Annotated in this window: 23 protein-coding genes; 13 read left to right on the top strand and 10 right to left on the bottom strand. The window is 64.3% G+C overall.

Annotated features, from left to right (window positions below; translation table 11 throughout):
• Positions 1 to 20: 20 nt before the first annotated feature.
• The 3 genes from araD to ACGYLD_RS13875 are packed head-to-tail and all read left to right on the top strand — an operon-like array spanning position 21 to position 3,394.
• Entirely contained in the window at positions 21 to 1,763 is a 1,743-nt protein-coding gene (gene araD / locus ACGYLD_RS13865) for an L-arabinonate dehydratase (protein ID WP_271693993.1), read from the top strand.
• A gap of 12 nt (positions 1,764 to 1,775) precedes the next feature.
• Complete coding sequence (locus ACGYLD_RS13870; RefSeq protein ID WP_271693994.1) at positions 1,776 to 2,687, top strand: dihydrodipicolinate synthase family protein; 912 nt, start codon at positions 1,776 to 1,778, stop codon at positions 2,685 to 2,687.
• Positions 2,684 to 3,394: a ribonuclease activity regulator RraA gene (locus ACGYLD_RS13875; protein ID WP_271693995.1), complete on the top strand. Its 711-nt coding sequence runs from the start codon at positions 2,684 to 2,686 to the stop codon at positions 3,392 to 3,394. The genes ACGYLD_RS13870 and ACGYLD_RS13875 overlap by 4 nt, the downstream gene beginning before the upstream one ends.
• Position 3,395: 1 nt before the next feature.
• Here ACGYLD_RS13875 and ACGYLD_RS13880 read toward each other — a convergent pair whose 3' ends face one another.
• Positions 3,396 to 4,172: a GntR family transcriptional regulator gene (locus ACGYLD_RS13880; RefSeq protein ID WP_394402883.1), complete on the bottom strand. Its 777-nt coding sequence runs from the start codon at positions 4,170 to 4,172 to the stop codon at positions 3,396 to 3,398.
• A gap of 92 nt (positions 4,173 to 4,264) precedes the next feature.
• Between ACGYLD_RS13880 and ACGYLD_RS13885 the strand changes: the two genes are divergently transcribed.
• The 4 genes from ACGYLD_RS13885 to ACGYLD_RS13900 all read left to right on the top strand — a co-directional run bounded on the left by ACGYLD_RS13885 (position 4,265) and on the right by ACGYLD_RS13900 (position 9,311).
• A complete protein-coding gene (locus ACGYLD_RS13885; RefSeq protein ID WP_271693997.1) occupies positions 4,265 to 5,812 on the top strand; it encodes a UxaA family hydrolase in 1,548 nt (515 codons plus the stop codon).
• A 24-nt stretch (positions 5,813 to 5,836) separates the two neighbouring features.
• On the top strand, positions 5,837 to 7,150 hold the full coding sequence (locus ACGYLD_RS13890; protein WP_276155513.1) for a lactate racemase domain-containing protein: 1,314 nt from the start codon (positions 5,837 to 5,839) through the stop codon (positions 7,148 to 7,150).
• Positions 7,150 to 8,331, top strand: coding sequence for a LarC family nickel insertion protein (locus ACGYLD_RS13895; RefSeq protein WP_276154039.1), 1,182 nt, complete (start codon positions 7,150 to 7,152; stop codon positions 8,329 to 8,331). The genes ACGYLD_RS13890 and ACGYLD_RS13895 overlap by 1 nt, the downstream gene beginning before the upstream one ends.
• A 71-nt stretch (positions 8,332 to 8,402) precedes the next feature.
• The gene (locus tag ACGYLD_RS13900) at positions 8,403 to 9,311 is read left to right on the top strand and encodes a LysR family transcriptional regulator (protein ID WP_271694000.1); all 909 of its coding nucleotides are present in this window, start codon (positions 8,403 to 8,405) and stop codon (positions 9,309 to 9,311) included.
• Here the strand turns inward: ACGYLD_RS13900 and ACGYLD_RS13905 are convergent, their stop codons facing one another.
• A complete protein-coding gene (locus ACGYLD_RS13905) occupies positions 9,312 to 10,037 on the bottom strand; it encodes an SDR family NAD(P)-dependent oxidoreductase (RefSeq protein WP_271694001.1) in 726 nt (241 codons plus the stop codon). It abuts the gene before it with no gap.
• Between the two features lie 86 nt (positions 10,038 to 10,123).
• Here ACGYLD_RS13905 and ACGYLD_RS13910 point away from each other — a divergent pair, with 86 nt between their 5' ends.
• The 3 genes from ACGYLD_RS13910 to ACGYLD_RS13920 are packed head-to-tail and all read left to right on the top strand — an operon-like array spanning position 10,124 to position 12,039.
• Positions 10,124 to 10,990, top strand: a complete 867-nt coding sequence (locus ACGYLD_RS13910) for a 3-hydroxyacyl-CoA dehydrogenase NAD-binding domain-containing protein (protein ID WP_271694002.1) — start codon at positions 10,124 to 10,126, stop codon at positions 10,988 to 10,990.
• A 24-nt stretch (positions 10,991 to 11,014) separates the two neighbouring features.
• Positions 11,015 to 11,842, top strand: coding sequence for a 3-keto-5-aminohexanoate cleavage protein (locus ACGYLD_RS13915; RefSeq protein WP_271694003.1), 828 nt, complete (start codon positions 11,015 to 11,017; stop codon positions 11,840 to 11,842).
• A 38-nt stretch (positions 11,843 to 11,880) separates the two neighbouring features.
• Positions 11,881 to 12,039 (top strand): peptidase M23, encoded by a 159-nt coding sequence (locus ACGYLD_RS13920; protein WP_073037890.1) that lies wholly within the window; start codon positions 11,881 to 11,883, stop codon positions 12,037 to 12,039.
• Between the two features lie 14 nt (positions 12,040 to 12,053).
• On the opposite strand, the gene ACGYLD_RS13925 is transcribed toward ACGYLD_RS13920, so the two are convergent.
• On the bottom strand, positions 12,054 to 12,632 hold the full coding sequence (locus ACGYLD_RS13925; protein WP_067267677.1) for a DUF1190 domain-containing protein: 579 nt from the start codon (positions 12,630 to 12,632) through the stop codon (positions 12,054 to 12,056).
• A 39-nt stretch (positions 12,633 to 12,671) separates the two neighbouring features.
• On the bottom strand, positions 12,672 to 13,892 hold the full coding sequence (locus tag ACGYLD_RS13930) for a glutathionylspermidine synthase family protein (RefSeq protein WP_394402887.1): 1,221 nt from the start codon (positions 13,890 to 13,892) through the stop codon (positions 12,672 to 12,674).
• A gap of 244 nt (positions 13,893 to 14,136) precedes the next feature.
• Between ACGYLD_RS13930 and ACGYLD_RS13935 the strand changes: the two genes are divergently transcribed.
• The 3 genes from ACGYLD_RS13935 to ACGYLD_RS13945 are packed head-to-tail and all read left to right on the top strand — an operon-like array spanning position 14,137 to position 17,812.
• Entirely contained in the window at positions 14,137 to 14,643 is a 507-nt protein-coding gene (locus ACGYLD_RS13935) for a 2Fe-2S iron-sulfur cluster-binding protein (protein WP_082852032.1), read from the top strand.
• Positions 14,640 to 15,626, top strand: a complete 987-nt coding sequence (locus ACGYLD_RS13940) for a xanthine dehydrogenase family protein subunit M (protein ID WP_271694005.1) — start codon at positions 14,640 to 14,642, stop codon at positions 15,624 to 15,626. Before ACGYLD_RS13935 ends, ACGYLD_RS13940 begins: the two co-directional genes overlap by 4 nt.
• Positions 15,623 to 17,812, top strand: a complete 2,190-nt coding sequence (locus ACGYLD_RS13945) for a xanthine dehydrogenase family protein molybdopterin-binding subunit (RefSeq protein ID WP_271694006.1) — start codon at positions 15,623 to 15,625, stop codon at positions 17,810 to 17,812. The genes ACGYLD_RS13940 and ACGYLD_RS13945 overlap by 4 nt, the downstream gene beginning before the upstream one ends.
• A 55-nt stretch (positions 17,813 to 17,867) precedes the next feature.
• Here the strand turns inward: ACGYLD_RS13945 and xylB are convergent, their stop codons facing one another.
• From xylB to ACGYLD_RS13975, 6 genes are all read right to left on the bottom strand, one after another.
• On the bottom strand, positions 17,868 to 19,313 hold the full coding sequence (xylB, locus tag ACGYLD_RS13950) for a xylulokinase (RefSeq protein WP_271694007.1): 1,446 nt from the start codon (positions 19,311 to 19,313) through the stop codon (positions 17,868 to 17,870).
• A gap of 62 nt (positions 19,314 to 19,375) precedes the next feature.
• Positions 19,376 to 20,323, bottom strand: coding sequence for an ABC transporter substrate-binding protein (locus tag ACGYLD_RS13955; protein WP_209219132.1), 948 nt, complete (start codon positions 20,321 to 20,323; stop codon positions 19,376 to 19,378).
• Between the two features lie 33 nt (positions 20,324 to 20,356).
• Positions 20,357 to 21,355, bottom strand: a complete 999-nt coding sequence (locus tag ACGYLD_RS13960; protein WP_394402890.1) for an ABC transporter permease — start codon at positions 21,353 to 21,355, stop codon at positions 20,357 to 20,359.
• Between the two features lie 11 nt (positions 21,356 to 21,366).
• The gene (locus tag ACGYLD_RS13965) at positions 21,367 to 22,884 is read right to left on the bottom strand and encodes a sugar ABC transporter ATP-binding protein (RefSeq protein ID WP_271694009.1); all 1,518 of its coding nucleotides are present in this window, start codon (positions 22,882 to 22,884) and stop codon (positions 21,367 to 21,369) included.
• The gene (locus tag ACGYLD_RS13970) at positions 22,881 to 24,017 is read right to left on the bottom strand and encodes a Gfo/Idh/MocA family protein (RefSeq protein ID WP_271694010.1); all 1,137 of its coding nucleotides are present in this window, start codon (positions 24,015 to 24,017) and stop codon (positions 22,881 to 22,883) included. Before ACGYLD_RS13970 ends, ACGYLD_RS13965 begins: the two co-directional genes overlap by 4 nt.
• Entirely contained in the window at positions 24,017 to 25,072 is a 1,056-nt protein-coding gene (locus ACGYLD_RS13975; protein ID WP_271694011.1) for a sugar phosphate isomerase/epimerase, read from the bottom strand. Before ACGYLD_RS13975 ends, ACGYLD_RS13970 begins: the two co-directional genes overlap by 1 nt.
• Positions 25,073 to 25,091: the final 19 nt, after the last annotated feature.

A 25,091-nucleotide genomic window follows, 5' to 3' on the forward strand; every position in this document is an offset into this window, starting at 1 on the left:
TTTTAGCTGGCGAGGAATCCATGACCGAGACCAAGAAAACCGCCGATCAGCTGCGCAGCGCGCGCTGGTTCGCCCCCGACGATCTGCGCAGCTTTGGCCATCGGTCGCGCATGATGCAGATGGGTCTGGGCCCCGAGGATTGGGAAGGCCGCCCGGTGATCGGCATCCTGAACACTTGGTCCGAGATGAACCCCTGCCATCTTCATTTCCGCGACCGCGCGGAGGACGTGAAGAAGGGAATCGCGCAGGCCGGGGGGCTGGGGCTTGAGATTCCGACGATCTCGATCGACGAGAGCTTCACCAAGCCGACTTCGATGCTCTACCGCAATATGATCGCGATGGAGACCGAGGAGACGATCCGCTCGCACCCGCTTGACGGTGTGGTGCTCATGGGCGGCTGTGACAAATCCACGCCCGGTCTGACCATGGGGGCGATCAGCGCAGGGGTGCCGTTCATCTTCTTGCCCGCGGGGCCGATGCTGCGGGGCAATTACGCGGGCCGGGCGCTTGGCTCTGGCTCGGACGCCTGGAAGTTCTGGGACGAACGCCGCGCGGGCACGATCTCGGCCGAGGAATGGGTCGGCGTCGAAGGCGGCATTGCGCGGTCCTACGGGCATTGCATGACGATGGGCACCGCCTCCACCATGACGGCGATTGCCGAGGCGATGGGGCTGACCCTGCCGGGGGCGACCTCGATCCCCGCTGCGGATGCGGGGCACAAACGGATGAGCGCCTCTTGCGGGCGGCGCATCGTCGATATGGTTTGGGAGGACCTGACACCGGACAAGATCATCACCCCCGCCGCCGTGCAGAACGCGGCCACGGTGGCGATGGCGACGGGCTGTTCGACCAACGCGGTGGTGCATCTCTTGGCCATGGCGCGCCGCGCCGGTGTGGCGCTGGAGTTGAGCGATCTCGACGCTCTGGGCCGCATCACGCCGCTGATCGCCAATATCCGCCCCTTGGGTAGCAGCGAATATCTGATGGAAGATTTCTACTTCGCGGGCGGGCTGCGGGCGCTGATGGACCAGTTGGGCGACAAGCTTGACCGGTCGGCCATCACCTGCACCGGCAAACCGCTGGAGGAGGGGATCGCGAATGCGCCTGTCTATAATGACGACGTGATCCGGCCCCTGTCGAACCCGGTCTATAAAGAAGGCTCGCTTGCCGTGCTCAAGGGCAACCTTTGCCCCAATGGCGCGGTGATCAAACCGGCGGCCTGCGACCCGAAATTCCACCGCCACGAAGGTCCGGCGCTGGTCTTTGACAGCTACCCCGAGATGAAGGCCGCCATTGACGACGAAAACCTCGATGTGACGCCCGACCATGTGCTGGTGCTGCGCAACGCCGGCCCGCAGGGCGGGCCGGGGATGCCGGAATGGGGGATGCTGCCGATGCCCAAGGCGCTGCTGAAACAGGGGCACCGCGACATGCTGCGGATCTCGGATGCGCGGATGTCGGGCACCTCTTACGGCGCTTGCATCCTGCATGTCGCGCCGGAGTCTTTCGTAGGCGGGCCGCTGGCGCTGCTGAAGACGGGGGACATCGTGCGCATGGATCTTGAGGCCCGCACCCTCGACATGCTGGTGGAGGAGGACGAACTCGCCGCCCGCCGCGCCGCGTGGAAAGCGCCCGAGCCACGGTTCGAGCGGGGGTGGGGCTATATGTTCCAGCGCCATGTGGGGCAGGCCGATCAGGGCTGCGACTTCGACTACCTTACCGCGGGCTTCGGCCAAGCGGCGGGCGAGCCGGATATCTTCTGAGAGGGGCTGGCAATGACACATGATCTTTCGAAAGCGCTTACCGGCATCTCGGGCATCCTCGTGACCCCCTATGACGCGGGCGGAGAGATCGCGCCGCGCAAGCTGGCGCCGATCATTGACCGCGCGCTTGCCGCCGGGGTGCATATCCCGGTGGTGAACGGCAATACCGGCGAATACTACGCGCTGACCAATGACGAGGCCTGCACCATGGTGCGCGAGGTGGCGCAGATGGTCGATGGCCGCGCGCCGCTGCTCGCGGGGGTCGGGCGCGGCATTCGCGATGCCTGTGCGCTGGCCAAGGCAAGCGCCGAGGCGGGGGCGGATGCGCTGATGATCCACCAACCGCCCGATCCCTTCGTCTCCCCCCGCGGTACGGTCGATTATGTGCGCGCGGTGCGGGATGCCTCGGGCGGGCTGCCGGTGATGCTGTACCTGCGCAATGACGCGATGGGGCCCGAGGGCATCGCGCGGCTGTGTGAGGTCGACGGGGTGAAGGGCGTCAAATGGGCCACGCCGAACCCCTTGAACCTTGCCCGCGCGATCGAAGCGGCGCCGAAAGACATCGTCTGGGTCGGCGGTCTGGCCGAGGTCTGGGCGCCGCCGCTCTATGCCGTGGGGGCGCGGGGCTTCACCTCGGGCCTCATCAACGTCTGGCCCGAGCGCTCGGTCGCCATCCACGCGGCACTCGACGCAGGCGACTACGGCGAAGCGAACCGCCTCATCGCCAGGATGCGCGCCTTTGAGGACATCCGCGCGGAAGAGCATAACGGCACCAATGTCACCGGCGTTAAAGCCGCCCTTATGGCCATCGGACAGGATTGCGGCCCCACGCGCCCGCCTTCCGCATGGCCGCTGACGGAACAGCAGCAGGCGGTGCTGGATCAATTCGTGAAAGACAATCAACTGAAGGGAGAGGCGGCATGAGCCCCGAACTACGCGAGAAACTTCAAGCGGTCTCGGTCGCGACATTGGCGACGGCGCTGTACAAGCGCGGGCTGCGCAATCAGGTGGTGCAGGGGGTCGGCCCGGTGGCCGCCAAGGGGCGCAACATGGTCGGCCCCGCCTTTACACTGCGCTATATGCCCGCCCGCGAAGACCGCAACCAACTGGTCGAATTCCGCAATCCCGAACATCCGCAGCGCGTCGCGATCGAGACCTGCCCCGAGGGCCATGTGTTGGTGATGGACAGCCGCAAGGATGCCCGCGCCGCCAGCGCCGGTGACATCCTGATCACACGGCTGATGATGCGCGGCGCGGCAGGTGTGGTGACTGACGGGGGCCTGCGCGATGCGGCGACCATCGGCGCGCTTGAGATCCCCGCCTATCACGCACGCCCCTCCAGCCCCACCAACCTGACGCTGCATGAGGCGATTGAGATCAACTGCCCCGTGGGCTGCGGCGATGCCCCGGTCTTTCCCGGTGATATCGTGGTGGGCGACGACGACTGCGTGATCATCATCCCTGCGGATATCGCCGAAGAGGTGGCCGAAGAGGCCATCGAGATGACCGCCTATGAGGATTTCGTGGTGGAGCAGGTCAAGGATGGCGCCGGGATCATCGGGCTCTACCCCGGCACTAAGCAAGAGAACCTTGATAAGTTCGCCGCGTGGCGCAAGGCCAACAACCGCTGAGTCAGGGCTTTTCCGGGGTGAAATACTCCGGGAAAGCCGCCCGTTTCTCGGTCATCCGGTCGACGGTGCGTTGCAGGTGCTGGCGCAGCGCCTCCATCGCCGCAGGCGCATCGCCCGCTTCGATCCCGTCGAGGATCCGGCTGTGGCCGCCGATCACGTCCTTGTTGTTCAGAATGCGTCCCGCCTCATCGATGTCGTCCAGATGCAGGCGGCGCAGGCGTTCCAAATGACCCGCATGGCTGCGCATGATGCGCTGGCTTTGCACATGACCCGCCGCCACGAAGAGGGTCTGGTGAAACACCTCGTCCAACTCCTGAAAGGTCGGCACATCGCCGGGCTGGTCCGAAATGCTGCTTTGCAAGGCGACGATGCTGCGCAGACGGGTTAGGGCTTCGGGCGCGATTTCGGCAGCCAAGCGGCGCACGACTTCGGTTTCCAGCGCGATGCGCATGAACTGCGCCTCGCGGATCGCCGACATGTCGATCGGCGTGACCAATGTGCGCGACTGGGGGTAGATTTTGACCAGCCCCTCTTTCGCAAGCTGTTGTAACGCGTCGCGCAGCGGCGTCAGGCTGACGCCATGGGTCTCGGCCAGTTCGGCGCGCAGCAGCGGCGTGCCGGGCGGCAGGTCGAGCCTTACGATCTGATCGCGCAGCGTGGCGTAAACCCCGCGCCCCGTCGGCCCGCCCTCGAACAGTCCCAAGTCGGCCCCACCGCCAAGGATGCTTTTGGCAAGGGTCTGTGCGCTCTGCGCGGCGGGTTTCTTCGATGCGGTCATGCGGGCTCTTCCATAGCTGTTAAATCTAATATATCAGTTAATGACATCTTACCGAAGCGGTTTTTTCGACACCCGAGGGAGGGGAGCATCCGATGGACAGCCAGACCATGCAAGAGGACAGACGCGCAAAGGTGATGCTGCTGTCACCGACAGATAACGTGGTCGTGGCAACCGCGGCGGTTCCCCGTGGCGCGGTATTGCCGCAAGACGGGCTGCGTGCCAACCATGATACGCCCCAAGGTCACAAGATCGCGATCCGCCCGATCCAGCGCGGCGCGCCGATCCTAAAATTCGACACGGTGATCGGCTATGCGGCAGAAGAGATCGCCGCAGGCGATTGGTTGCACAGCCATAACATCAAGTTCGACGCGGTCGACAAAGACTATGCCTTTGCCCGCGATTATACCCCGACCAAGCTGCTGCCACCGCAAGAGCGCGCCCAGTTCATGGGCATCCGCCGCGCGAATGGCCGGGTGGGCACGCGCAACTACATCGGGCTTTTCGTCACCGTGAACTGCTCGGCCACCGTGGCGCGCAAGATCGCCAATTACTTTGACGAAGAGCGGATGGAGGCATGGGAGAACGTCGACGGGGTGATCCCCTTCATCCACGAATCCGGTTGCGGGATGGAGCTTACGGGCGAGCCGATGGACCTGCTGCGCCGCACGCTCTCCGGTTATATCCGCCACCCCAATCTGGCCGGGGCCGTGGTCCTGTCGCTGGGTTGTGAGCGCAACAACCTCGCCCAATTTTTTGAGGAGGAGGGGTTGGCCGAGGGCAAGATGCTGCGCTGCGTCACCATGCAACATGTCGGCGGCACGGCCCGCGCGATTGCCGAAGGCAAAGAAGCGGTGCGCGAAATGCTGGATCAGGCCAATGCCGTCCGGCGCGCGCCCTGTTCGGCGGAACATATCACCATCGGGATGCAATGCGGCGGGTCGGACGGGCTTTCGGGGCTCTCGGCCAACCCCGGTCTGGGGGCGGCGGCGGATATCCTCGTGCGCAACGGCGGCACGGCGATCCTGTCGGAAACGCCCGAGATTTTCGGCGTCGAACACCTGCTGACCCGGCGCGCCCGCAGTGAAGCGGTGGGGCGCAAGCTGGTCGAACGCATGGATTGGTGGCTGGACTATACCAAGGGCCGCGACACGCAGATCAACGGCGTGGTCAGCCCCGGCAATCAGGCCGGCGGGCTGGCAAATGTGCTGGAAAAATCGCTCGGCGGGGCCAAGAAAAGCGGCAGCACGGGGCTGATGGAGGTCTACCGCTATGCCGAACCCGTGACGCAAAAGGGGCTGGTCTTCATGGATACGCCCGGCTTCGATCCCGTCTCGGCCACCGGGCAGATCGCGGGGGGTGCGAACCTGATCTGCTTTACCACCGGGCGCGGGTCCTGCTTTGGCTCTTACCCCTCGCCGACGATCAAACTCGCCTCCAACACGCCGATGTTCACCAAGATGCAGGACGATATGGACATCAACTGCGGCACCGTGATCGACGGCGACCAAAGCCTAGAGGAATTGGGCCAAGCGATTTTCGAGCGCATCCTTGCCATCGCCTCGGGCGAGCAAAGCAAGTCCGAAGCGCTCGGCGTGGGCGAAGAGGAATTCGCGCCTTGGCCGATTGGGGTCACGGGGTAACAGATGTCGAAGGGGACAGCGCAGATGAAACCGAACTATGTGAAACTGGTCGAGGATACGCCGCTGCCGCGCATGGCGCTTTGCCGTCAGACCTTTGCCGCGACCCAGATCGACGACCCGCGCGCCGCCGTGGCAGAGGCGATGCAGGCCGATTGCACGGGCAAGATCAAACCGGGCATGTCCATCGCCATCACCGCAGGCAGCCGCGGGCTGGCGAACCTGCCGGAACTGCTGGCCGCCATCGTGGCCGAAGTCCGCGCGCGGGGGGCGCATCCCTTCGTCGTGCCCGCCATGGGCAGCCACGGCGGCGCCACCGCAGAGGGGCAGACCGCGCTGCTGGCGAAACTGGGCGTGACCGAAGCGAGCCTCGGTTGCGAAATCCGCTCTTCGATGGAAACCGATGAGATCGGCGTGCTCGACAACGGCATGTCGGTGCGGATGGACCGCCACGCCAATGCCGCCGATGGGATTATCCTGTTCAACCGGATCAAGCCGCATACCTCTTTCCGCGCGCCAAACGAAAGCGGGCTGGCCAAAATGCTCTCGATCGGGTTGGGCAAGCAATCGGGGGCCGAGACCTGCCATTCGCGCGGCATCGATAACGTCGGCATCTTCGTGGCCAAAATGGCGCGGATGAAACTGGAACGCTGCAAGGTGCTTTTCGGGATCGGCACGATTGAGAATGCCTATGACGGGCTGGCGCAGGTCGTGGCGCTTGACAGCGACGGGATGCTGGAGGCCGAAGCCCCCTATCTGCAAGAGGCGATGCGCAACATGCCTCGCCTGCCGCTGGGGCCGCTGGATGCGCCTTCGGCCTCGGGCGATCTGGATGTGCTGGTGGTGGATGAGATCGGCAAGGAGTTCTCAGGCACCGGGATGGACCCCAATATCACCCATCGGTTTTCGAGCGAGAAGATGCAGGTCCATCTGCATATCTCGCGGTTGGTGGCGCTTGGCCTGTCGCCGCGCAGCAATGGCAACGGCAATGGCGCGGCGCGGGCGGATGTGATCACGCAGCGGTTGGAGCAGGATTTTGACCGCGAGGCGGTCTATGCCAATGCCATCACCTCGCAGGTGCTAAAACAGTCGAAAATCCCGATGGTCATGCCCTGCGACCGCACCGCGATCCAGACGGCGGTCAAGACCTGTGGGGCCGAGGATATCACCAAGGTCCGGCTGCTGCGCATTCCCAACACGCTGAAGCTTGAGTATCTCTATGCCTCCGAGGCGATGCTGCCGGACCTGCGCGACCGTCCGGGGCTGGAGGTGATCGGTGACCTGCATGAGATGCAGTTCGACGGCGGCCTGCTGCGCAACCCTTGGCCGGAGGGACATTGATGCAGGGGCAGGGGCTTCACCTACACCTCGACCCCGTTGGCGGGGCGGCGGGGGATATGTTCATCGCGGCGATGTTGCATGCCTTCCCCGATCTGGCCGAGCGCGCCTTGGCCGATGTCGCCGCCGTGCTCCCCGCTGAGGTGGGCCATGCGGAACTGAGCGAACATGTCGCCTCGGGCATCACGTCACGGCGGTTTGAGCTGGTGCTGACAGCACCCGACGCCGGCAGGCGGCACGGCGCCGAGACGACCTATCGCGCCATGCGGAACTTGCTAGAGAACGCACCGCTGTCCGAGGGCACGGCGGAGGCCGCCTGCGCGATCCTTCATCGGATTGCCGAGGCCGAAGCGCAGGTGCATGATATCCCCATCGACCGGGTGCATTTTCACGAGATCGCGGATTGGGACGCGCTGATGGATGTGACCGCCGCGGGCAGCATCTGCGCCGCGCTGGCGGGGGCGACCGTCTCGCTCGCGCCGCTGCCTCTTGGCGGCGGGCTGGTCGAGACGGCGCATGGCAAACTGCCGGTGCCCGCGCCCGCCACGGCGCTGATCTTGCAAGGCTATGATTGGCATGACGACGGGGTGCCGGGCGAGCGGGTGACACCCACCGGGGCCGCGATTCTTGCCCATCTCACCGGCGGCAGCCCCATTGCCAGCCGTCCACCCGGGCGGCTGCGCTGTACCGGATCGGGCGCGGGGATGCGGGTGATGAAAGGCCTGCCGAATATCCTGCGCGTGAGCGTCTTTGACACCGCCACGGCGGGCATCGCGCAGGACAGTCTTGTGCAATTCGCCTGCGATATCGACGACATGACGGGCGAAGAACTGGGCGCGGCGGTGGATCGGTTGCGCGAGATGGAGGGCGTGGTCGATCTCATGATGTTCAGCGGGCAGGGCAAGAAATCCCGCCCCGTCACGCGGCTTGAGTTGCTGGTGCAGCCGCAAGAGGCTGAGGCGGTCGCCGCGCGGGTCTTCGATCTGACTTCGACCCTCGGCCTCCGCCGCAGTCTTGTCGACCGGCTGATCCTCCCACGGGAAAGCGATGACAGCGGCCCGCTTCGGCGCAAGCGTACACGGCGCCCCGGTGGGCATGAGACCATTAAGGTCGAAAGCGACGATCTGGCCGAGGCCGAGACCCTGCACGCCCGCCGCAGCCGCGCCCGCGCGGCGGAGGGGTAGGTGCCAGTGATCTAACTTGCTTATCACCGGCCCGCGTGTGAAAACCCTCTGACGTCAGTTCAGGGGGCCGCATGGAAACGCCACTCACCGCCACGTTGCGCCAGTATGAGGTCTTCGTCGCCATCGCGGAAACGCTGCATTTCGGTCAAGCGGCGGCCGCGCTCGGCGTGGCGCAGCCGGCGCTGACGCAGCAGCTGAAACATCTCGAAACCGCCTTTGGCGGTGAGCTTCTCTTTGAGCGCAACCGCCGCCGGGTGATGCTGACGGACTTCGGCAAGTCGCTGCTGCCCGAGGCCCGCGCCCTGCTGCAACAGGCCCGGCGGGTCGAGGCATTGGCCGAAGCGGCGCGCAACGGCCAGCGCGGGCGCATCGAATTGGCCTATGTCGGCTCGGCCTCCTACGCGGGGATCCTCGGACGGCTCCTGCGCGAGTTGCGCGCGGGCGCGGCAGAGGTGGATCTGATCCTGCGCGAGTTGGACATGGACCTGCAAATCGCCGAGATCGTGGCGGGCAGGCTCGACGCGGGTTTCGTGCGCCTGCCGCTTTCCGGCGTGCCAGAGGATTTGGCCACCCGCACGGTTCATACCGAGGATATCCTGCTGGCCGTGCCGCCCGATCACCGCCTTGCCGAGGTGCCTTCCGTTGCCATGGCGGCGCTGCGCGAGGAGAGTTTCATCTTCAGCCACCTTGGCCCCGACATGGGCTTTGCCGCCTGCGCCTATCAACTCTGCGCCGATGCCGGTTTCGCCCCCCGCGTGGCCCATCGCGCGCCGCAGTTCACCGCCATCGTAAACTTCGTCTCGGCGGGTCTCGGGGTGGCTTTCGTCCCCGCCTCCGCCGCGCGGATGAAGGATGCGGGCGTGTCCTTCCTGCCGATCCGCGACGCCAAAGTGCAAAGCCGGATCGGGCTGGCCTATTTGCGCGATGCGCGCAATCCGGTCCTGCGCAGGCTGCTTGCCGCATTGGAGACCGAGGGCTGATTACCCGACCGCCGTGCCGCCACAGACAAAGACCGTCTGCCCGGTGATAAAGCCGCTGCGCGGATCGGCAAAGAAGGACACCGCCTGCGCCACATCTTCAGGTGTTCCCATTCGGCCCATCGGCACCGCATCGACAATGGCGCGGGTTTCCGGCGCGTCTTCCGGGTTGTTCTCCCAAAAGGCGGTGGTGGCGATGGGGCCGGGGGCGACGCAGTTCACGGTGATCCCGTCGCGCGCCAGTTCCAGCGCCCAAGTCCGCGCCATCGACTGGATCGCACCCTTGCTTGCGGAATAGAGCGTGCGGTCGATCTTGCCCTTGGTCACGCGGCTGGTGTTCATCACGATCCGCCCAGCCCCCGCCGCGCGCATCCCCGGCACGACCAGTTTCGCGGCCAGAATGCTGGGGCGCAGATTCAGATGCATGATCGGGTCGAAATCGTCGAGGGCGACAGCGTCAAAAGACGCAGGTTTCACGATGCCGACGTTATTGACCAGACAGGTGACCGGCCCCTGCGCGAGGATGTGTTGGAGGGCAGCCGTGGTCGCCGCGATGTCCGTCAGATCCACCCGCTGCGCATCCGCCCGAAGCGCGGGCTCTTCCGGTTCTTCGATATCCAGCACGAAGACACGCCAGCCGTCCTCACGCAGCCTGCGCGCGATGCCAAGGCCGATGTTGCGCGCCCCGCCGGTGACGAGCGCATGGCGCGGAGAGGGGGCTTGGGTCACGGGCGGCATCCTTTTTTCTATTCACTGTTTACTTATCACTACGCACTGGTGATAAGTAAACAACTGATATCCGGGAGGGGGATCATATGGCCAAAAGCATCATCATCGTGGGGGCGGGCACGATGGGCCAATCCATCGGCAGGCTCTTTGGCCAGCACGGCTGGAGGGTCCAAGCGGTCGACCCGACCGAGGCCGCGCGGGAGACATTTTTGGCCACGGTGCCGGGGTCGACCGCTTGCGCCGCGTTGGAGGAGGCAGGGCAGGCCAATCTCGCGCTGGAATGCGTGCCGGAAGACCTCGCGCTGAAACGCCGCGTGCTCGCCGCATTGGAGGGGGCCGTGCCGGAGGGTGCGCCGATCTTGTCCAACACCTCAGGCCTGAGGTTGGAAGCGATGACGGGGGAAATGGCCCGGCCCGAACGCGCTGTGATCACGCATTTCTTCAACCCCGGCGATGTGATCCCCGCCGTCGAAGTCGTCGCAGCTGAAGACGCGCCCGAAGGGCTTTGTGCCGAGGTCATGACCCTGCTGCGCGGGTTGGACCGGCGGCCCGTGCGGCTGGATCACGCGCCGCCTGGCTTCGTGGCCAATCGCATTCAGCATGCCATCATGCGCGAATGCCTGCATTTGGTGGACCAAGGGGTCGCCAGCCCGGCGGAGATCGACGAGATCGTGCAATGGTCCGTCGGCGTGCGCATGGCGCTTTCCGGCCCGTTCCGCCAGCGCGATCTGAACGGGCTGGGCACCCATCTGAGCATCGCCGAATACCTCTACCCAGACCTTTGCGACCGGCATGACCCTTCGCCCAGCCTCACCGCATTGGTCGAGCGGGGGCAGCTTGGCAAGCGCAGCGGCAAGGGGTTCTACGACTGGCCTGAGGGGGAGAGCTCAGGCCCGGCGGCGGAAGCCGCGCTGCGCCGTGTCATCGCCCTTGCCCGCGACAGCGCCGATTGATTTTCCAGAAAGCCGAGGACACCCATGACCGATACTCCTGCCATCATCTGCGTGGCCATCACCGGATCGCTGCCGACCAAGGCCGACAATCCGGCGGTGCCGATCGACATTAGCGAACAGATCGAAAGCACCCATGCCGCCTTTGAGGCCGGGGCGACGATCTGCCATGCCCATGTGCGCACCGCCGATGGCACCCCCACAGCGGACCCCGACCGTTTTGCGCGGCTGCAAGAAGGGCTGCGGGAACATTGCCCCGGCATGATCGTGCAATTCTCGACCGGTGGGCGTTCGGGCGCGGGCAAGAACCGGGGCGGGATGCTGCCGCTGCGGCCCGACATGGCCTCGCTTTCGGTGGGGTCGAACAACTTTCCCAACCGCGTCTATGAGAACCCGCCCGAGCTTGTCGATTGGCTGGCAGGCGAGATGATGACCTATAGCGTGCTGCCCGAGATCGAAGTCTTTGACCTCAGCCACATCCTACAGGGCAAGGCGATGGCGGAGGCGGGCAAGATCCCCGCCCGGCCCTATATCCAATTCGTCATGGGCGTGAAAAACGCCATGCCAGCGGATCGGGAGGTTTTTGATTTCTATATCAAAACCGTCAAACGGCTCTTCGGCGATATCCCGTGGTGCGCCGCCGGGATCGGGCGGCATCAGGCCGAGTTGAACGCATGGTGCGCCGCCGCGGGGGGCCATCTGCGCACGGGACTTGAGGATAACATCCGGCTGGACAAACAGACCCTCGCCCCCTCCAATGCCGCCCTCGTGGCCCGCGCGGCCGAGATCTGCGCAGAGGCCGGTCGCCCCGTCGCCACCGCGCAGCAGGCGCGTGAGATTCTGGGGCTGGCCTGAGGCCGCCCGGTCCACCGTGATAGATCAAGGAGATTGAGATGAAGAAACTGACATTCGCCCTCGCCACCTTTGCCGCACCGCTGGCGGCGCATGAGGGCGCGCATGTGCATCCCCATGGCAACGATCCATTCTGGGCGGTGGCGATGCTGTCGCTGGCGATCGTGATCCTTGCCGCGGCGGTGCTGCGCCGCAAGTAAGGCGTCAGCGCCGATCAGCCACCAAAGCCGCGCGATCCGCCCGCCCGACCAAAGCCGCCGCGCGATGCCGCGGTGGCACGGGTCATCGGGGTTTTGCCGATGGTGGTGCTGGGGCGGGTAAATTGCGAGGTGCTGAGCTTGGCCGCACCGCGATTTGTCGAATAGGTGCTGGAGCGCGCGGCATTGGTAAAGCGCCCATCGGAGGTTTTGTAAAGCGGCTGCGCCGCCGCCATGCCGGCGCGGTTGCTCATCATATTGCCGATCAGATAGCCCGCCAGCAGGGGCATGAAGATGCCGCCCGATCCGCCTTGGGTCGCTGCCTCTTCCGAGCCGCAGGCGCCTTCGCCATGCTGCTCTTCGCAGACCTCAAGGCTATCGTAGCGCGGGGCGGATTCCACATGAAGGGTTTGCGCCGCGTCAAAGGCGGTTTCGCATTCCTGCTCGCTGTACATCCCGCCACGCGCGGCGTCGGCAAGACAGCTTTGCAGGTCGGGGAAGGCGGCGGCGTCGACCTTTTCCTCCTCACAGCCGGCAAGGGTGAAGGCGGCGGCGCCGACGATGGCGATGGAAACCCGTTTCGAGCGTTTGGTCATAATGGTGGTCTTTCTGCCAAGGGGCGGCGGAGCGGTGGGCTATGCCACAATGTAGTGCGGTTTAAAGCGTGACAAATCCTGCGTGATGCGCGATCGGTCTTCGCGGATGCCGATGCCCGCGCAGGTCTCGCCCACGATCCAAGAGCCGATCACCGGGCGGAAACCGTCGAATGTGGGCAGCGGGGCATAGGCCTGCACGATGCGCGGATGTTCGGCGTAGTCGGCGTTTTGCGACTGTTCGATCACCTTGCCAGATTGGTGGATTGTGACCGACGCCCCCTCGCGCGAAAGGATCGGCTTGCGCACATGCGCCTCGGCCAGTTCCGCCGCGGCACGGTCAAAGGCGTCGGCGCAGGCGGGGGCGGCGGGGCCGCGTCCGGCGAGCGCATCGGCCACATCAGCCTCGAAAAACGCGGGCAGCAGATTGGGGTGGCCTTCGAACATCTGCCACAGCACCGGCAGAAGGCCCTTGTTGGACAAAAGCGCTTTCCACGCAGGCTCCAGAAACAGACAGCCTTGGATATGGGCGGCGTAGTTGTCGCGCAGCAGGTCTTCCCAAGGGTAGAGTTTGAACAGGACGGCAATGCGGCGGTCTTGATCATCAAGGAAGTGGCCATCGTCGCTCAGCCCGATCTTGTCGAGATCGCAGTAATGCGCGCCCAGCCCCGCCTCCCGTGCGGCCCAGCCGATGGCTTCGACAGTGCCGTAGTCTTCGGGGTTGTCGGCCACGGCGGTGAAATGCAGATCGCTGTCCGGCGCGAAGACATCGCCAAAGCGGGCGACCAGGGCCTCATGAATGCCGTTGAACTGATCCGTGCCCTCGGGCAATGCGCCCGCTTTCAACTGGTCCTCAAGCCACTGCCACTGAAAGGCCGCGCTTTCGTAAAGCGAGGTCGGTGTATCTGCGTTATATTCCAACAGTTTGGCCGGATTTGTGCCGTCATAGGCCAGATCGAAACGGCCATAGATCTCAGGATCGCCCCGGCGCCAGCTGTCGGCCACGAGGTCACGGTGGGCATCTGGAATGGCGAGGCGGGTCATCAACTCTTCGCTGGCGATGATCTTGGCCACGGCTTCACGGCACATGGCGTGAAGCTCGGTCGAAGGGTCTTCGATGTCATTCTCGATCTGGGTGAGGGTGAATGCATAGGCCGAGGTTTCGTCCCAATAGGGTTCGCCATGCATATCGGCAAAGGTAAAGCCGACCTCTTGCGCATGGGCGCGCCAGTCGGGTCTTTCGGGCAATGTGATCTTTTGCAACGGTTCGCTCCCCCGGTTTCGACCTCGCTTTTAATCGGCTTTGGGCCAAGCGGCCAGAGGGGGCGGCGGTTGGACGCGGCTGCACAGTCAAAAGCCTCGTAATCATAGTTATGTTGCTAATGTGCGCTGCCCCAGCTCCACCAGCACATCCGCTTGCCGCTTATCCGTACCGCCCTACGTCCCGAGGCAGCCGATAGCCGGAGGGGGCCGCTCCTCCGCCCCAATTTAGCCAAAGGAAATTGCCGTGGAAACGAATCTGACCATCAATGGCACGAAGCAGCGGCTGGATCTCGATCCCCGCACGACGCTGCTGGATGCGCTGCGCCACCATCTTGGACTGACCGGCAGCAAGAAGGGCTGCGATCACGGGCAATGCGGCGCCTGCACGGTCATGGTGAATGGCCGCCGGATCAACGCCTGCCTGACATTGGCCTGTATGCATGACGGTGATGAGGTGACCACCATCGAAGGCATCGGAGCGCCCGGCAACCTCAGCCCGCTGCAAGAAGCCTTTGTCAGCGAAGACGGGTTCCAATGCGGCTATTGCACGCCGGGGCAAATCTGCTCGGCCACCGCGATGCTGGAAGAGATCGCAGAGGGCTGGCCCAGCCATGTGACCGATGACCTGAGCGGCAAGCCCGCGCTGACGACGGAAGAGATCTCGGAACGGATGAGCGGCAACCTCTGCCGGTGTTCGGCCTATCCCAATATCGTCGAGGCGATCCGAAAAGCGGCGGGAGAAAGCGCATGAGACCATTCGACTATACCCGCGCCGAGAATACCGAAGCCGCCGCGCGCCAAGCGGCCAGCGGTGGCACCTTCATCGCCGGGGGCACCAACCTTCTCGATCTGATGAAGCTGGAGGTCATGACCCCCGAGACGCTGATCGACATCAACCGGCTCGACCTTGGCGAGATCGAAGAGACCGAAGACGGCGGGCTGCGCATCGGCGCCTTGGTGACCAACAGCGATCTGGCCAATGACGCCCGCCTGCGCAAGGGCTGGCCGGTGCTGAGCCGTGCGTTGCTGGCCGGGGCCAGCGGGCAGTTGCGCAACAAGGCGACGACTGGCGGCAATTTGCTGCAACGCACGCGCTGCCTGTATTTCTACGACCGCGCCATGCCCTGCAACAAACGCGAGCCGGGCACGGGCTGTTCGGCGAAGGAGGGGTTTAACCGCATCCTCGCCGTCTTGGGCACCTCGGAGCATTGCATCGCCACCCATCCCAGCGACATGGCCGTGGCCATGCGGGCGCTCGGGGCCGAGGTGGAGACGCTGAAAGAAGACGGCAGCACACGTCGGCTGACGCTGGATGAACTTTACCTGCTGCCCGGAGAGCGGCCAGATCAAGAGACCGTTCTTGAGCCGGGCGAATTGATCACCGCCGTGGTGCTGCCCGCGCCTGTGACGGGCAAACAGACCTACCGCAAGGTGCGGGACCGGGCTTCTTATGCCTTTGCCCTCGTCTCGGTCGCCGGGATCGTCGAGATGGAAGACGGGCGGATCACCCGTGCCGATCTGGCCTTTGGCGGGCTGGCGCCGAAACCTTGGCGCAATGCCGAGGTGGAGGATCTGCTGACCGGCAACGCGCCTTCCGAAGACCTTTTCAACAAAGCCGCCGATCTGCTGCTGGCAGAGGCCAAAGGCTATGGCGCGAATGATTTCAAAATCCCCCTCGCCCGCCGCACGCTGGTGTCGGTGCTCAATGAACTTACCGCGGAGGCCCAGCAATGACCGAGCAATTCAAGATGGACGCGCCTGCCACCGCCCGCAGGTTGGACGATATGGCGCAGGGGCTTGTCGGCGCGCCGCTGGACCGCCCCGAGGGGCCGCTGAAGGTGAGCGGCACGGCGACCTATGCCAACGAATGGCAGGTCGAAGGCATGGTGCATGGCGTCATGGTCCGCGCGCCGGGCAATAGTGGCCGCGTGGTCTTGGCCAACCGAGATGCCGTGGCGAATATGCCGGGCGTGCTGGCCGTGATCCAAGACGCGCGCCTGCTGCGCAACCCGGCCCAAGGCACCGCGAACCAAGCGCCGATTCAAGGGCCGGGAGAGGCCGCCTACCTCGGGCAATTGATCGCGGTGGTGGTCGCGGAAGAGTTCGAACAAGCCCGCCATGCGGCACAATCGCTGAAGGTGGAATTGGAAAACGGCGAGGTCATGCCGGTCGATCCCGCAACGGCGGCGGTTGAACCTCAAGAGGCGAAAACGCTGGATCAGGGCGATCTGGAGGGCGCGATGGCTCAGGCCGCTTTCTCGGTCGATGTGACCTACACCACCCCGTCGCATTCCAGCACCCCGATGGAACCGCATGCCTCAATCGCCTCATGGGACGGGGAAGACCTGACCCTGCGCGGCAGCTATCAGATGCTGAAATACAACCGCAATGAACTGTCCGATGCCTTGGGCATCCACCCCGACCGGCTGCGCATCCTGTCGCCCTATGTCGGCGGCGGCTTCGGGTCGAAACTCGGCATCGCGCCCGAGGCCGTCGCGGCGGCGATTGCCGCGAAAGAGGTGGGCCGCCCGGTCTCTGTCGCGCTGCACCGCCAGCAGGTCTATGAGGCGACGATGCGCCGGTCCGAAACCACGCAGCGGGTGCGCCTTGCCGCCGATGCCGAAGGTCGCCTGACCGGGCTGGGCCATGACGCGCGGGTGTCCAACCTGCCCGGAGAGAGCTTTGCCGAGCCGGTCTTGCAGGCGTCGCATTTCCTCTATGCCGGGGCGAACCGCAAGATGTCGATGGATTTGGCGCGGGTGCACCGGCTTTGCGCAGGCTCCGTCCGCGCGCCGGGCGAGGCGGTGGGCGTCACCGTTTTCGAAGGCGCGATGGATGAACTGGCCGATAAGATCGGCATGGACCCTGTCGAGCTTCGCCGCCGCAACATCCCCGAGAAGGACCCCGAGAGTGGCAAGGAGTTCTCATCCCGCCGTTTCCGAGAGGCGCTTGACAGCGGGGCCGAGACATTCGGCTGGGCCGACCGCCCCGGCGTCAAGGGCCGGCGCGAGGGGGAATGGCTGATCGGCTATGGCATGGCCTCCGCCGCACGGGTGAACGTGTTGATGGAGAGCCAAGCCCGCGTGACGCTGATGCCCGATGGCCGCCTGCGGGTCGAAACGGATATGACCGATATCGGCACCGGCACCTATGCGATCTTGGGCCAAATCGCAGGCGATATGATGGGCCTGCCGCGCGATGCGGTCGATGTGGTCTTGGGCGATACCACCCTGCCCCCGGCTTCGGGCTCAGGCGGGTCATGGGGCGCGTCGTCGAGCGGCACCTCGGTCTATCTGGCCTGCGAGGCGATCCGCAGACAGCTCGCCGCAAGGCTGGAGGTGGAAGAAGGCGATCTCATGCTCAAGGACGGCATGGCGACCTTTGACAACCAGACCCGCAGCCTGAGCGATATCCTGAACGGGGATGAGATTGCCAAAGTGGGTCACGTCCAGCCCGGCGATACTTCTGAGGCGGTGCGGCAGGCCACCTTCGGGGCCTATTTCGCCGAGGTCGCTGTGCATGCCGCCTCGGGCGAGACGCGGGTGCGGCGGATGCATGGCACCTTTGCCGCCGGGCGAATCCTGAACGCCAAGACGGCGCGGTCGCAATGTCTGGGGGGTATGACCTTTGGCATCGGCATCGCACTGACCGAGGAGCTGGCCTTTGACCCACGTGACGGCCATGTGGCCAACCACAACCTCGCGGAATACCACATCCCGGTGAACGCGGATGTGCCGCAGCTGACCGTCGATCTGTTGGAAGAGCGGGACGATTGGGCCAACCCGCTACAGGCCAAAGGGATCGGCGAATTGGGCATTTGTGGCGCGGCGGCAGCGATCACCAATGCAATCTACAACGCCACCGGCGTGCGGGTGCGCGACTATCCCGCCACCTTGGACAAGGTGATTGCCGGGATGTGATAAGACGGGGGCGGCCTGATGGCCGCCCCTTTTTTGCCGGTCTTGCGCTTGATGCCTACTGCCTCAGCCGCTGTTCCCAAGCCGCACGGAAGTCGGCATAGCGTTCCGCATAGGCCGAGGTGAGCGCGGAGTTGGGCGCGATGCTTTTGCGTATCTTCGGGGGGCGGATCACCTCGGCCTCCGCCGCCTCTCCATAGCCCAGCATCGCCAGCCGCGCCGCGCCGAGCGCCGCGCCCTGCGCACCGCTTTCTGGCACATCGAGGGTCAGCCCGGTGATGTTAGCGATCATCTGCAACCATGTCTCCGACTGGCTGCCGCCGCCCGCCACGCAGACCCGTTCGGGCAAGGAACCACAGTGGTCGAGGGCGCGACAGCAGTCGGCAAAGGCGAAGCCGACCCCCTCCATCACCGCCTGCACCATATCCGGCAACCCATGCCCGCGGCGCAGCCCGTGGAACGCCCCGGCGGCATCGGGGGCGTTATGCGGCGTCCGCTCGCCCGAGAGGTATGGCAGGAAGGTGATCGCGGAAGGCTGTTGCAGGTCCTGAACCATGCCCGCCAGCGCCGCCGGGCTTTGCCCCGTGATCTGACCCAGCCATGTCAAAGCGTCGGTGGCCGATAGGATCACCCCCATCTGGTGCCAGGTCTTCGGCACCGCGTGGCAGAAACTATGCACCGCGCTTTCGGTGTTGCTGGCGAAACGGCCGGTCACGGTGAATAGCACGCCAGAGGTGCCGAGCGACAGAAACCCCTGCCCCGGCTGCACCAGCCCCAGCCCCACGGCGGTGGCGGCATTGTCCCCCGCGCCGCCCGCGACAGTGACGTTGCCGACACCCCACTGAGCGGCAAGTTCGGCCCGAAGCCCGCCCGCCCGCGCGCTGCCTTCGACCAATCGCGGCATGTGATCGCGGCTAAGCTCCGTTGCGGCGAGCAGTTCATCCGACCAATCGCGTTTTTCCACGTCGAGCCAGAGTGTCCCCGCCGCGTCGGACATTTCCGAGACATGCTCCCCCGTCAGCCAAAGACCGACATAGTCCTTGGGCAGCAGGACCTTGCGGACCTGCGCGAAAATCTCGGGCTCATGTTTTTGCACCCATCGCAGCTTGGGCGCGGTGAAGCCCGCCATGACGATATTGCCACCCAGCCCGCGAAAATCGGCCCGTTCTTCCAGTTCCGCGCATTCGGCATGGGCGCGGCCATCGTTCCACAGGATCGCCGGGCGCAGGGGCTGATCGTTGGCATCCAGCAGCGTAGCGCCGTGCATCTGGCCCGAGACGGCAATGCCGCGCAGCGCCGCGAATGCCTCCGGGGCCGCGGCGCGGACCTCGGCGATGGCGCTCTCGCAGGCGGTGATCCATGAATGGGGGTCTTGCTCGCTCCACATCGGGTGCGGGCGCTGAACCTCCAATGGGGCATGACCCTCGGCCAAGGGCCGTTGGCCTTCGTCGATCAAAAGCGCTTTGACGCCCGAGGTGCCAAGGTCCAAGCTGAGATAGGTCATGCGGTACTCGTTACTTCACAAATGAGAGGGAGCCACCGGCAGGCTGCCGGTGGCCTTGGCCATTAGAACGGGCTGTCGGGATAGTAGAAATCCATCGCGTTCTCTTGCGTCACCAGCACCGAGCCGATCACGAAAGTGCCCGAGACCGGCGCGTTGGAGGTGAGGCCCACGGCGGTCAGCTCAATCGCGGTGGCGATCATCGACGGCGGGTAGGTCACATTGGCCGGGATCATCTCATCGCCATCGGCGGTGCGCTTGATCATCTCTTTCATACCGGCCCCGCCGAGCACGAATTTCACATCGTCACGCCCCGCCGCTTCGATCGCGGCCAGCACGCCAATCGCCATATCGTCGTCTGAGGCCCAAACCGCGTCGATATTGGGGTATTTCGACAGGAAATCCTGCATCACGGTAAAGCTGTCGTCGCGGTTCCAGTTGCCATGCTCCATGTCGAGCACATTGATGCCGGAGCCTTCGATCGCCGCGTTGAAACCCTCGACACGCTCGTTGTCGATGGTGGTGGGGATGCCGCGCAGCACGACGATGTCGCCGCCATCGGGCATTTGCTGGGCCATGAACTCACCCGACACCTTGCCAAAGCCGCTGTTGTCGCCCGCAACGTAAAGGTCTTGGATGCCTTCCACGGAAAGGCCACGGTCCACCACGGTAACCCATGCACCGCTGTCGGCAACGGCTTGCACCGGCGGGGTCAGCGGGTCGGATTCAAAAGGCAGCACCACCAGCGCGTCGATGTTGCGCGTGGCGACCATGTCTTCGATGTCGTTCACCTGTTTGCCGGGGTCCGACGCGGTGGCGAGAACGAAGTCGAGATCGGAATAGACCTCTTCCAGACGTTCGACGGTTTCCTTGGCGTGGAAGTTCATGCCCCCCGCCCAGCCGTGGGTCGCCGCCGGGATCGACACGCCGATGACTTTGGTGTCTTGGGCAAAGGCGGCGGTGCCAACAGCCGTGGCCAGCGCGGTGGCAATAAATGTTTTGGTAAATGTCATATTTGCTCCTCCCATGAAGCGTTCAACTACGGCTTAAAGCGCCGTCTTCCTTTCGCGCTGTAGGATTACAGCGAGAATGATGATAATCCCTTGGATCGCGCCGTTGAGATAGGGCGATACGAAATCGGTCAGGTTCAGGATATTGCCGATCAGGCTGAGGATCAGCACGCCGATGACGGTGCTCCAGACCCGGCCAAAGCCGCCCTTGAGCACGGTGCCACCGATGATCACGGCGGCAATCGCCTCCAGCTCCCACAGCACCCCGGTCGACGCCGAAGCCGAGCCAAGGCGCGGCACATACATGATCGTGGCAATGCCCACCAAGATGCCCAAGGCGGCGTAGGAGATCAGCCGCGTGCGATTGACGTTCACGTTGGAATAATGCGCCACATGTTCGTTCGACCCGGTGGCGGCGCAGTGGCGGCCATAGACGCTGCGCGACATGATGATCTCACCAATAATGACCACCAGTGCGAAGACGATGATCGGCCAGCTGATCCCTAGGATGCCGTCGAAATAGACGGGCCGGTAAAAGCTGCGCAGACCAAAATCCAGCGACAGGGTGCCGCCATCCGCCAGCCAAGTCACCAGCGAGCGGTAAATGCCCATGGAGCCGAGCGTGACGATGAAGGCTTCGATGCCGAGGGCGGTGATCAAAAAGCCGTTCAACAGCCCCGCCAGCAGCCCCGCGACGATGGCCGTGAACATGCCCAAGAGGATGATCGGCACGCCGACACCGAGGCTCGGCAAGGCGGCGTTCATCACCAAAATCATCAGCCCCGCGATAAAGGCCGCCATCGACCCCACCGACAGGTCAAGCCCGCCCGCGGTGATGACAAAGGTCATGCCCACCGCGATGATCCCGATAAAGGCCGAGCGGGCGAGGACGTTGGTGATATTCGCCGCACTCAGGAAGTTGGAATTCAGCGCCGTGCCGATCAGCAGCAGAACGATCAGCGCGATGATCGGCCCAAGGACAGACATCGACGGCATCCGGAAGCTTTTGGTTTGAGGTGTGGTTACATCTGTCATCTTCGGTTTCCTTAGGCCGTCATCGGCATTTGTTCAGCGCGCAGGCCCATCGAGAGGCGGACAATCGCGTCTTCCGTGATCTCGCCCGCGTTCAGCGTGCCGCTGACCTCGCCCAAACGCATAACCATCACGCGGTCGGCAAGGCCGATGAGTTCGGGCATCTCGGAGGTGATCACGATAATGGCGTGTCCCTGATCGGCCAGTTTGCGCAGGAAGGCATAGATTTGCTGCTTGGTGCCGATGTCGATGCCGCGGGTGGGTTCATCGACGATCAGGATGCGCGGCTCGGAGAGCATGATCTTGGCCAGCAACAGCTTTTGCTGGTTGCCGCCAGACATATTGCCCACACGCACATCACGGCTGCCCGCGCGAATGTCGAACTCGCCAATGGCCTCGGTCAGGGCGGTTTCCTCTGCGTTGCGATCAATCAGGAAGCCGCCGAATTTATGCAGGTTTTGCAGGGTCAGGTTCTCACGCATGCCGCGTTCCAGCAGCAGACCGCGCAGCTTGCGGTCTTCGGTCAGATAGCACAGCCCGGCCTGTTGCGCGTCGCTTGGCCGCTTGAACTGTACCGGCTCCCCAAAGAGGGTGACGCGCTCGGCACTCGCCGGGCGCAGCGCGGCAAGGCCCTCCATCACCTCGGTCCGGCCAGAGCCGATCAGCCCGCCCAGCCCGAGGATCTCCCCCTGTCGCAGCGAAAAGGACACATTGCTGGCAAAGCCCGGCACGCTGAGGTTTTCGACCGAGAGCACCTCTGGCGCGCCCCGCTCCACGCCGGGTTTGGCGGGGTAGAGGTCAGAGACATCGCGGCCCACCATGGCGGTGGCCATTTCGTCTTCGGTGATCTCAGAGGTCGGGCTGGATTGCACCACCGCGCCATCGCGCATGATGGTGACATGGTCCGAGATCTCGGCCACTTCGTCTAATTTATGCGAGGTGAACAAGACCGCCGTCCCCGCCGCGCGCAGGGCCGCGACCTGTTTGAACAGCACATCGGTCTCACGTTTGGTCAGCACCGCCGTCGGCTCATCCATGATCAACACCCGCGCATCGCGCGACAGGGCCTTGGCGATCTCGACCATCTGTTTGTCGGAATTCGACAGGCGCGAGACCAGCGCATCCGGAGAGACGTTGCAGGCCACCCGATCAAGATAGTCCCGCGTGCGCCGCCGCATCTCGGCCTTGTCGAGCAGCGGCCCGCGTTTCAACTCGCGGCCCAGAAAGATGTTCTGCTCAACAGTCAACTGCTCCGCCAAGTTGAACTCTTGGTGGATCATCACGATCCCGGCCATCTCGCCCTCGTGCAGACTGTCGAAACGGACCGCTGCACCGTCAAGTTCGACAGCGCCTTTGGAGGGCAGTTGATAGCCCGCCATGATCTTCATCGTCGTCGATTTGCCCGCCCCGTTCTCACCGATCAGCGCATGCACGGTCCCCGGCTCTAGCGCGAGGGTCACGCCGTGCAGCACTTCGATCGAGCCGAAGCTCTTGCTCACGTCGCGCAGGGCAAGAACGGGGGTGGCACTCATAGCTTGGTCCACGCCGCATCATTGGCCGAGGAGGTGACACAAGCGTTGATGAAACGCATCCCCGCCATGCCCGCCGTGATGTCCGGCAGCACGCCCATGGCGCTTTCGCGGCTCGCCCCGCCCTGCACGGCGCGGATCGCATCGGCGGCCTCGTTATAGATCGTGGCAAACCCTTCGAGGTACCCTTCGGGGTGGCCGCCGGGAATGCGGCTTACCGATTGCGACGCCTCAGACGCCCCTGCCCCGTTGCGGGTGATCAGACGCTTCGGCTCGCTCAAGGGCGTGAACCACAGGTAGTTAGGATCCTCTTGCGACCATTCCAAACCACCCTTGTCGCCATAGATACGCAGTTTCAGCGCGTTCTCATTGCCCGGGGCCACTTGGCTTGACCACAGCATGCCGCGCGCGCCACCGGCGAAGCGCAGCATCATATGGGCGTTGTCATCCAGCTTGCGCCCCGCGCCCCAGCTTTGCAGATCGGCGGCAAGGCTTTCGACCTCCAGACCGCTGACAAAACAGGCGAGGTTATGGGCATGGGTGCCGATATCGCCCACCGAACCGCCCGCGCCCGAGCGTGCGGGATCGGTGCGCCATTCGGCCTGTTTGACGCCTTCGTTCTCCATCGGCGCGGTCAGCCAGTCCTGCGGATACTCCGCCTGAACAATGCGGATCTCGCCCAGATCGCCTGCCGCCACCATGGCCCGCGCTTGGCGGATCATCGGATAGCCGGTGTAATTATGGGTGAGGATGAACAGCGCCTCGGCCTCCGCGACGCTGGTCGCCAACGCCTCCGCATCCTCGAGCGTGGAGGTCAGGGGCTTGTCGCAGATCACATGGATGCCCTTGGCCAAGAACGCCTTCGCGGCAGTAGCATGGACGTGGTTGGGCGTGACGATCGAAACCGCCTCGATCCCGTCCTCGCGGGCGGCTTCGGCCTCGGCCATCTCTTCGAAACTGCCGTAGGAGCGCGGGATGCCCAAAGCCTCCGCACTGGCGGCGGATTTCTCGGGGGTCGAAGACAGCGCGCCCGCGACCAGATCGAACCGGTCGTCGATGCGCGAGGCGATGCGGTGGACCCCGCCGATAAAGGCGTCATTGCCGCCGCCCACCATGCCAAGTCGAATACGTGCCATCAGTCGATCCCCAGCATTTTGCGGTTTGCCGCCTCATCGGTGCCGCCATCGGCGAAGTCGTCAAAGGCTTTGTCGGTCACGCGAATGATGTGATCTGAGACGAATTGCGCCCCCTCACGCGCCCCGTCTTCGGGGTGCTTGAGGCAACATTCCCATTCCACCACGGCCCAGCCATCGAAATCATTCGCCGCCATTTTGGAAAAGACAGCGCCGAAATCAACCTGCCCGTCACCCAGCGACCGGAACCGCCCGGCGCGGTCTGTCCAACTTTGGTAGCCCGAATAGACCCCCTGACGGCCCGTCGGGTTGAACTCGGCATCCTTGACGTGGAACATCTTGATCCGGTCTTTGTAGATGTCGATATTATCAATGTAATCAAGACATTGCAGGACGTAGTGACTGGGGTCATAGAGCATGTTAGCGCGCGCGTGATTGCCCGTACGCTCCAAAAACATCTCATAGGTGATGCCATCATGCAGGTCTTCGCCGGGGTGGATCTCATAGCAGACATCGACACCGCAATCCTCGGCATGGTTCAAGATCGGCAGCCAACGCGCGGCGAGTTCGTCAAAGGCCGTCTCAATCAGCCCCGCCGGGCGCTGCGGCCAAGGGTAGACATAGGGCCAAGCCAAAGCGCCCGAGAAGGTCGCATGCGCCCCGATCCCCATGTTCTTGGACGCCGAAAGCGCCAATTTGACCTGCTCGACCGCCCATTCCTGCCGCGCCTTGGGATTGCCGCGCACTTCTTCGACGGCGAAGCCGTCAAAGGCCGTGTCATAGGCCGGATGCACGGCGACCAACTGACCCTGAAGGTGGGTCGAAAGCTCGGTCACCTCCACGCCGTTTTCGACCGCCTTGCCCTTGAACTCATCGCAGTAATCCTTGCTCGACGCGGCCTTGGCCAAGTCGATCAGCCGCGCGTCCCAACTGGGCACTTGCACGCCTTTGTAGCCACAATCGGCGGCCCATTTGGTGATGCTGTCCCAAGAGTTGAAGGGCGCCTCATTGCCCGCGAATTGCGCCAGAAACAGCGCCGGTCCCTTGATCGTCTTCATAATGTTCCTCCCTTTCCCC

It is taken from the genome of Sulfitobacter sp. 1A12056 (assembly GCF_043558125.1).
GTDB classification, from domain to species: Bacteria; Pseudomonadota; Alphaproteobacteria; order Rhodobacterales; family Rhodobacteraceae; genus Sulfitobacter; species Sulfitobacter faviae.

What these genes read in the sequence shown, in the direction of transcription:
- ACGYLD_RS13925 (WP_067267677.1), bottom strand. Translation starts at nt 12,632, where the DNA reads ATGACCAAACGCTCGAAACGGGTTTCCATCGCCATCGTCGGCGCCGCC.
- ACGYLD_RS13875 (WP_271693995.1), top strand. Translation starts at nt 2,684, where the DNA reads ATGAGCCCCGAACTACGCGAGAAACTTCAAGCGGTCTCGGTCGCGACA.
- ACGYLD_RS13965 (WP_271694009.1), bottom strand. Translation starts at nt 22,884, where the DNA reads ATGAGTGCCACCCCCGTTCTTGCCCTGCGCGACGTGAGCAAGAGCTTC.
- xylB (WP_271694007.1), bottom strand. Translation starts at nt 19,313, where the DNA reads ATGACCTATCTCAGCTTGGACCTTGGCACCTCGGGCGTCAAAGCGCTT.
- ACGYLD_RS13945 (WP_271694006.1), top strand. Translation starts at nt 15,623, where the DNA reads ATGACCGAGCAATTCAAGATGGACGCGCCTGCCACCGCCCGCAGGTTG.
- ACGYLD_RS13920 (WP_073037890.1), top strand. Translation starts at nt 11,881, where the DNA reads ATGAAGAAACTGACATTCGCCCTCGCCACCTTTGCCGCACCGCTGGCG.
- ACGYLD_RS13975 (WP_271694011.1), bottom strand. Translation starts at nt 25,072, where the DNA reads ATGAAGACGATCAAGGGACCGGCGCTGTTTCTGGCGCAATTCGCGGGC.
- ACGYLD_RS13960 (WP_394402890.1), bottom strand. Translation starts at nt 21,355, where the DNA reads ATGACAGATGTAACCACACCTCAAACCAAAAGCTTCCGGATGCCGTCG.
- ACGYLD_RS13890 (WP_276155513.1), top strand. Translation starts at nt 5,837, where the DNA reads ATGAAACCGAACTATGTGAAACTGGTCGAGGATACGCCGCTGCCGCGC.
- ACGYLD_RS13885 (WP_271693997.1), top strand. Translation starts at nt 4,265, where the DNA reads ATGGACAGCCAGACCATGCAAGAGGACAGACGCGCAAAGGTGATGCTG.
- ACGYLD_RS13915 (WP_271694003.1), top strand. Translation starts at nt 11,015, where the DNA reads ATGACCGATACTCCTGCCATCATCTGCGTGGCCATCACCGGATCGCTG.
- ACGYLD_RS13940 (WP_271694005.1), top strand. Translation starts at nt 14,640, where the DNA reads ATGAGACCATTCGACTATACCCGCGCCGAGAATACCGAAGCCGCCGCG.
- ACGYLD_RS13870 (WP_271693994.1), top strand. Translation starts at nt 1,776, where the DNA reads ATGACACATGATCTTTCGAAAGCGCTTACCGGCATCTCGGGCATCCTC.
- ACGYLD_RS13955 (WP_209219132.1), bottom strand. Translation starts at nt 20,323, where the DNA reads ATGACATTTACCAAAACATTTATTGCCACCGCGCTGGCCACGGCTGTT.
- ACGYLD_RS13970 (WP_271694010.1), bottom strand. Translation starts at nt 24,017, where the DNA reads ATGGCACGTATTCGACTTGGCATGGTGGGCGGCGGCAATGACGCCTTT.
- ACGYLD_RS13910 (WP_271694002.1), top strand. Translation starts at nt 10,124, where the DNA reads ATGGCCAAAAGCATCATCATCGTGGGGGCGGGCACGATGGGCCAATCC.
- ACGYLD_RS13900 (WP_271694000.1), top strand. Translation starts at nt 8,403, where the DNA reads ATGGAAACGCCACTCACCGCCACGTTGCGCCAGTATGAGGTCTTCGTC.
- araD (WP_271693993.1), top strand. Translation starts at nt 21, where the DNA reads ATGACCGAGACCAAGAAAACCGCCGATCAGCTGCGCAGCGCGCGCTGG.
- ACGYLD_RS13895 (WP_276154039.1), top strand. Translation starts at nt 7,150, where the DNA reads ATGCAGGGGCAGGGGCTTCACCTACACCTCGACCCCGTTGGCGGGGCG.
- ACGYLD_RS13880 (WP_394402883.1), bottom strand. Translation starts at nt 4,172, where the DNA reads ATGACCGCATCGAAGAAACCCGCCGCGCAGAGCGCACAGACCCTTGCC.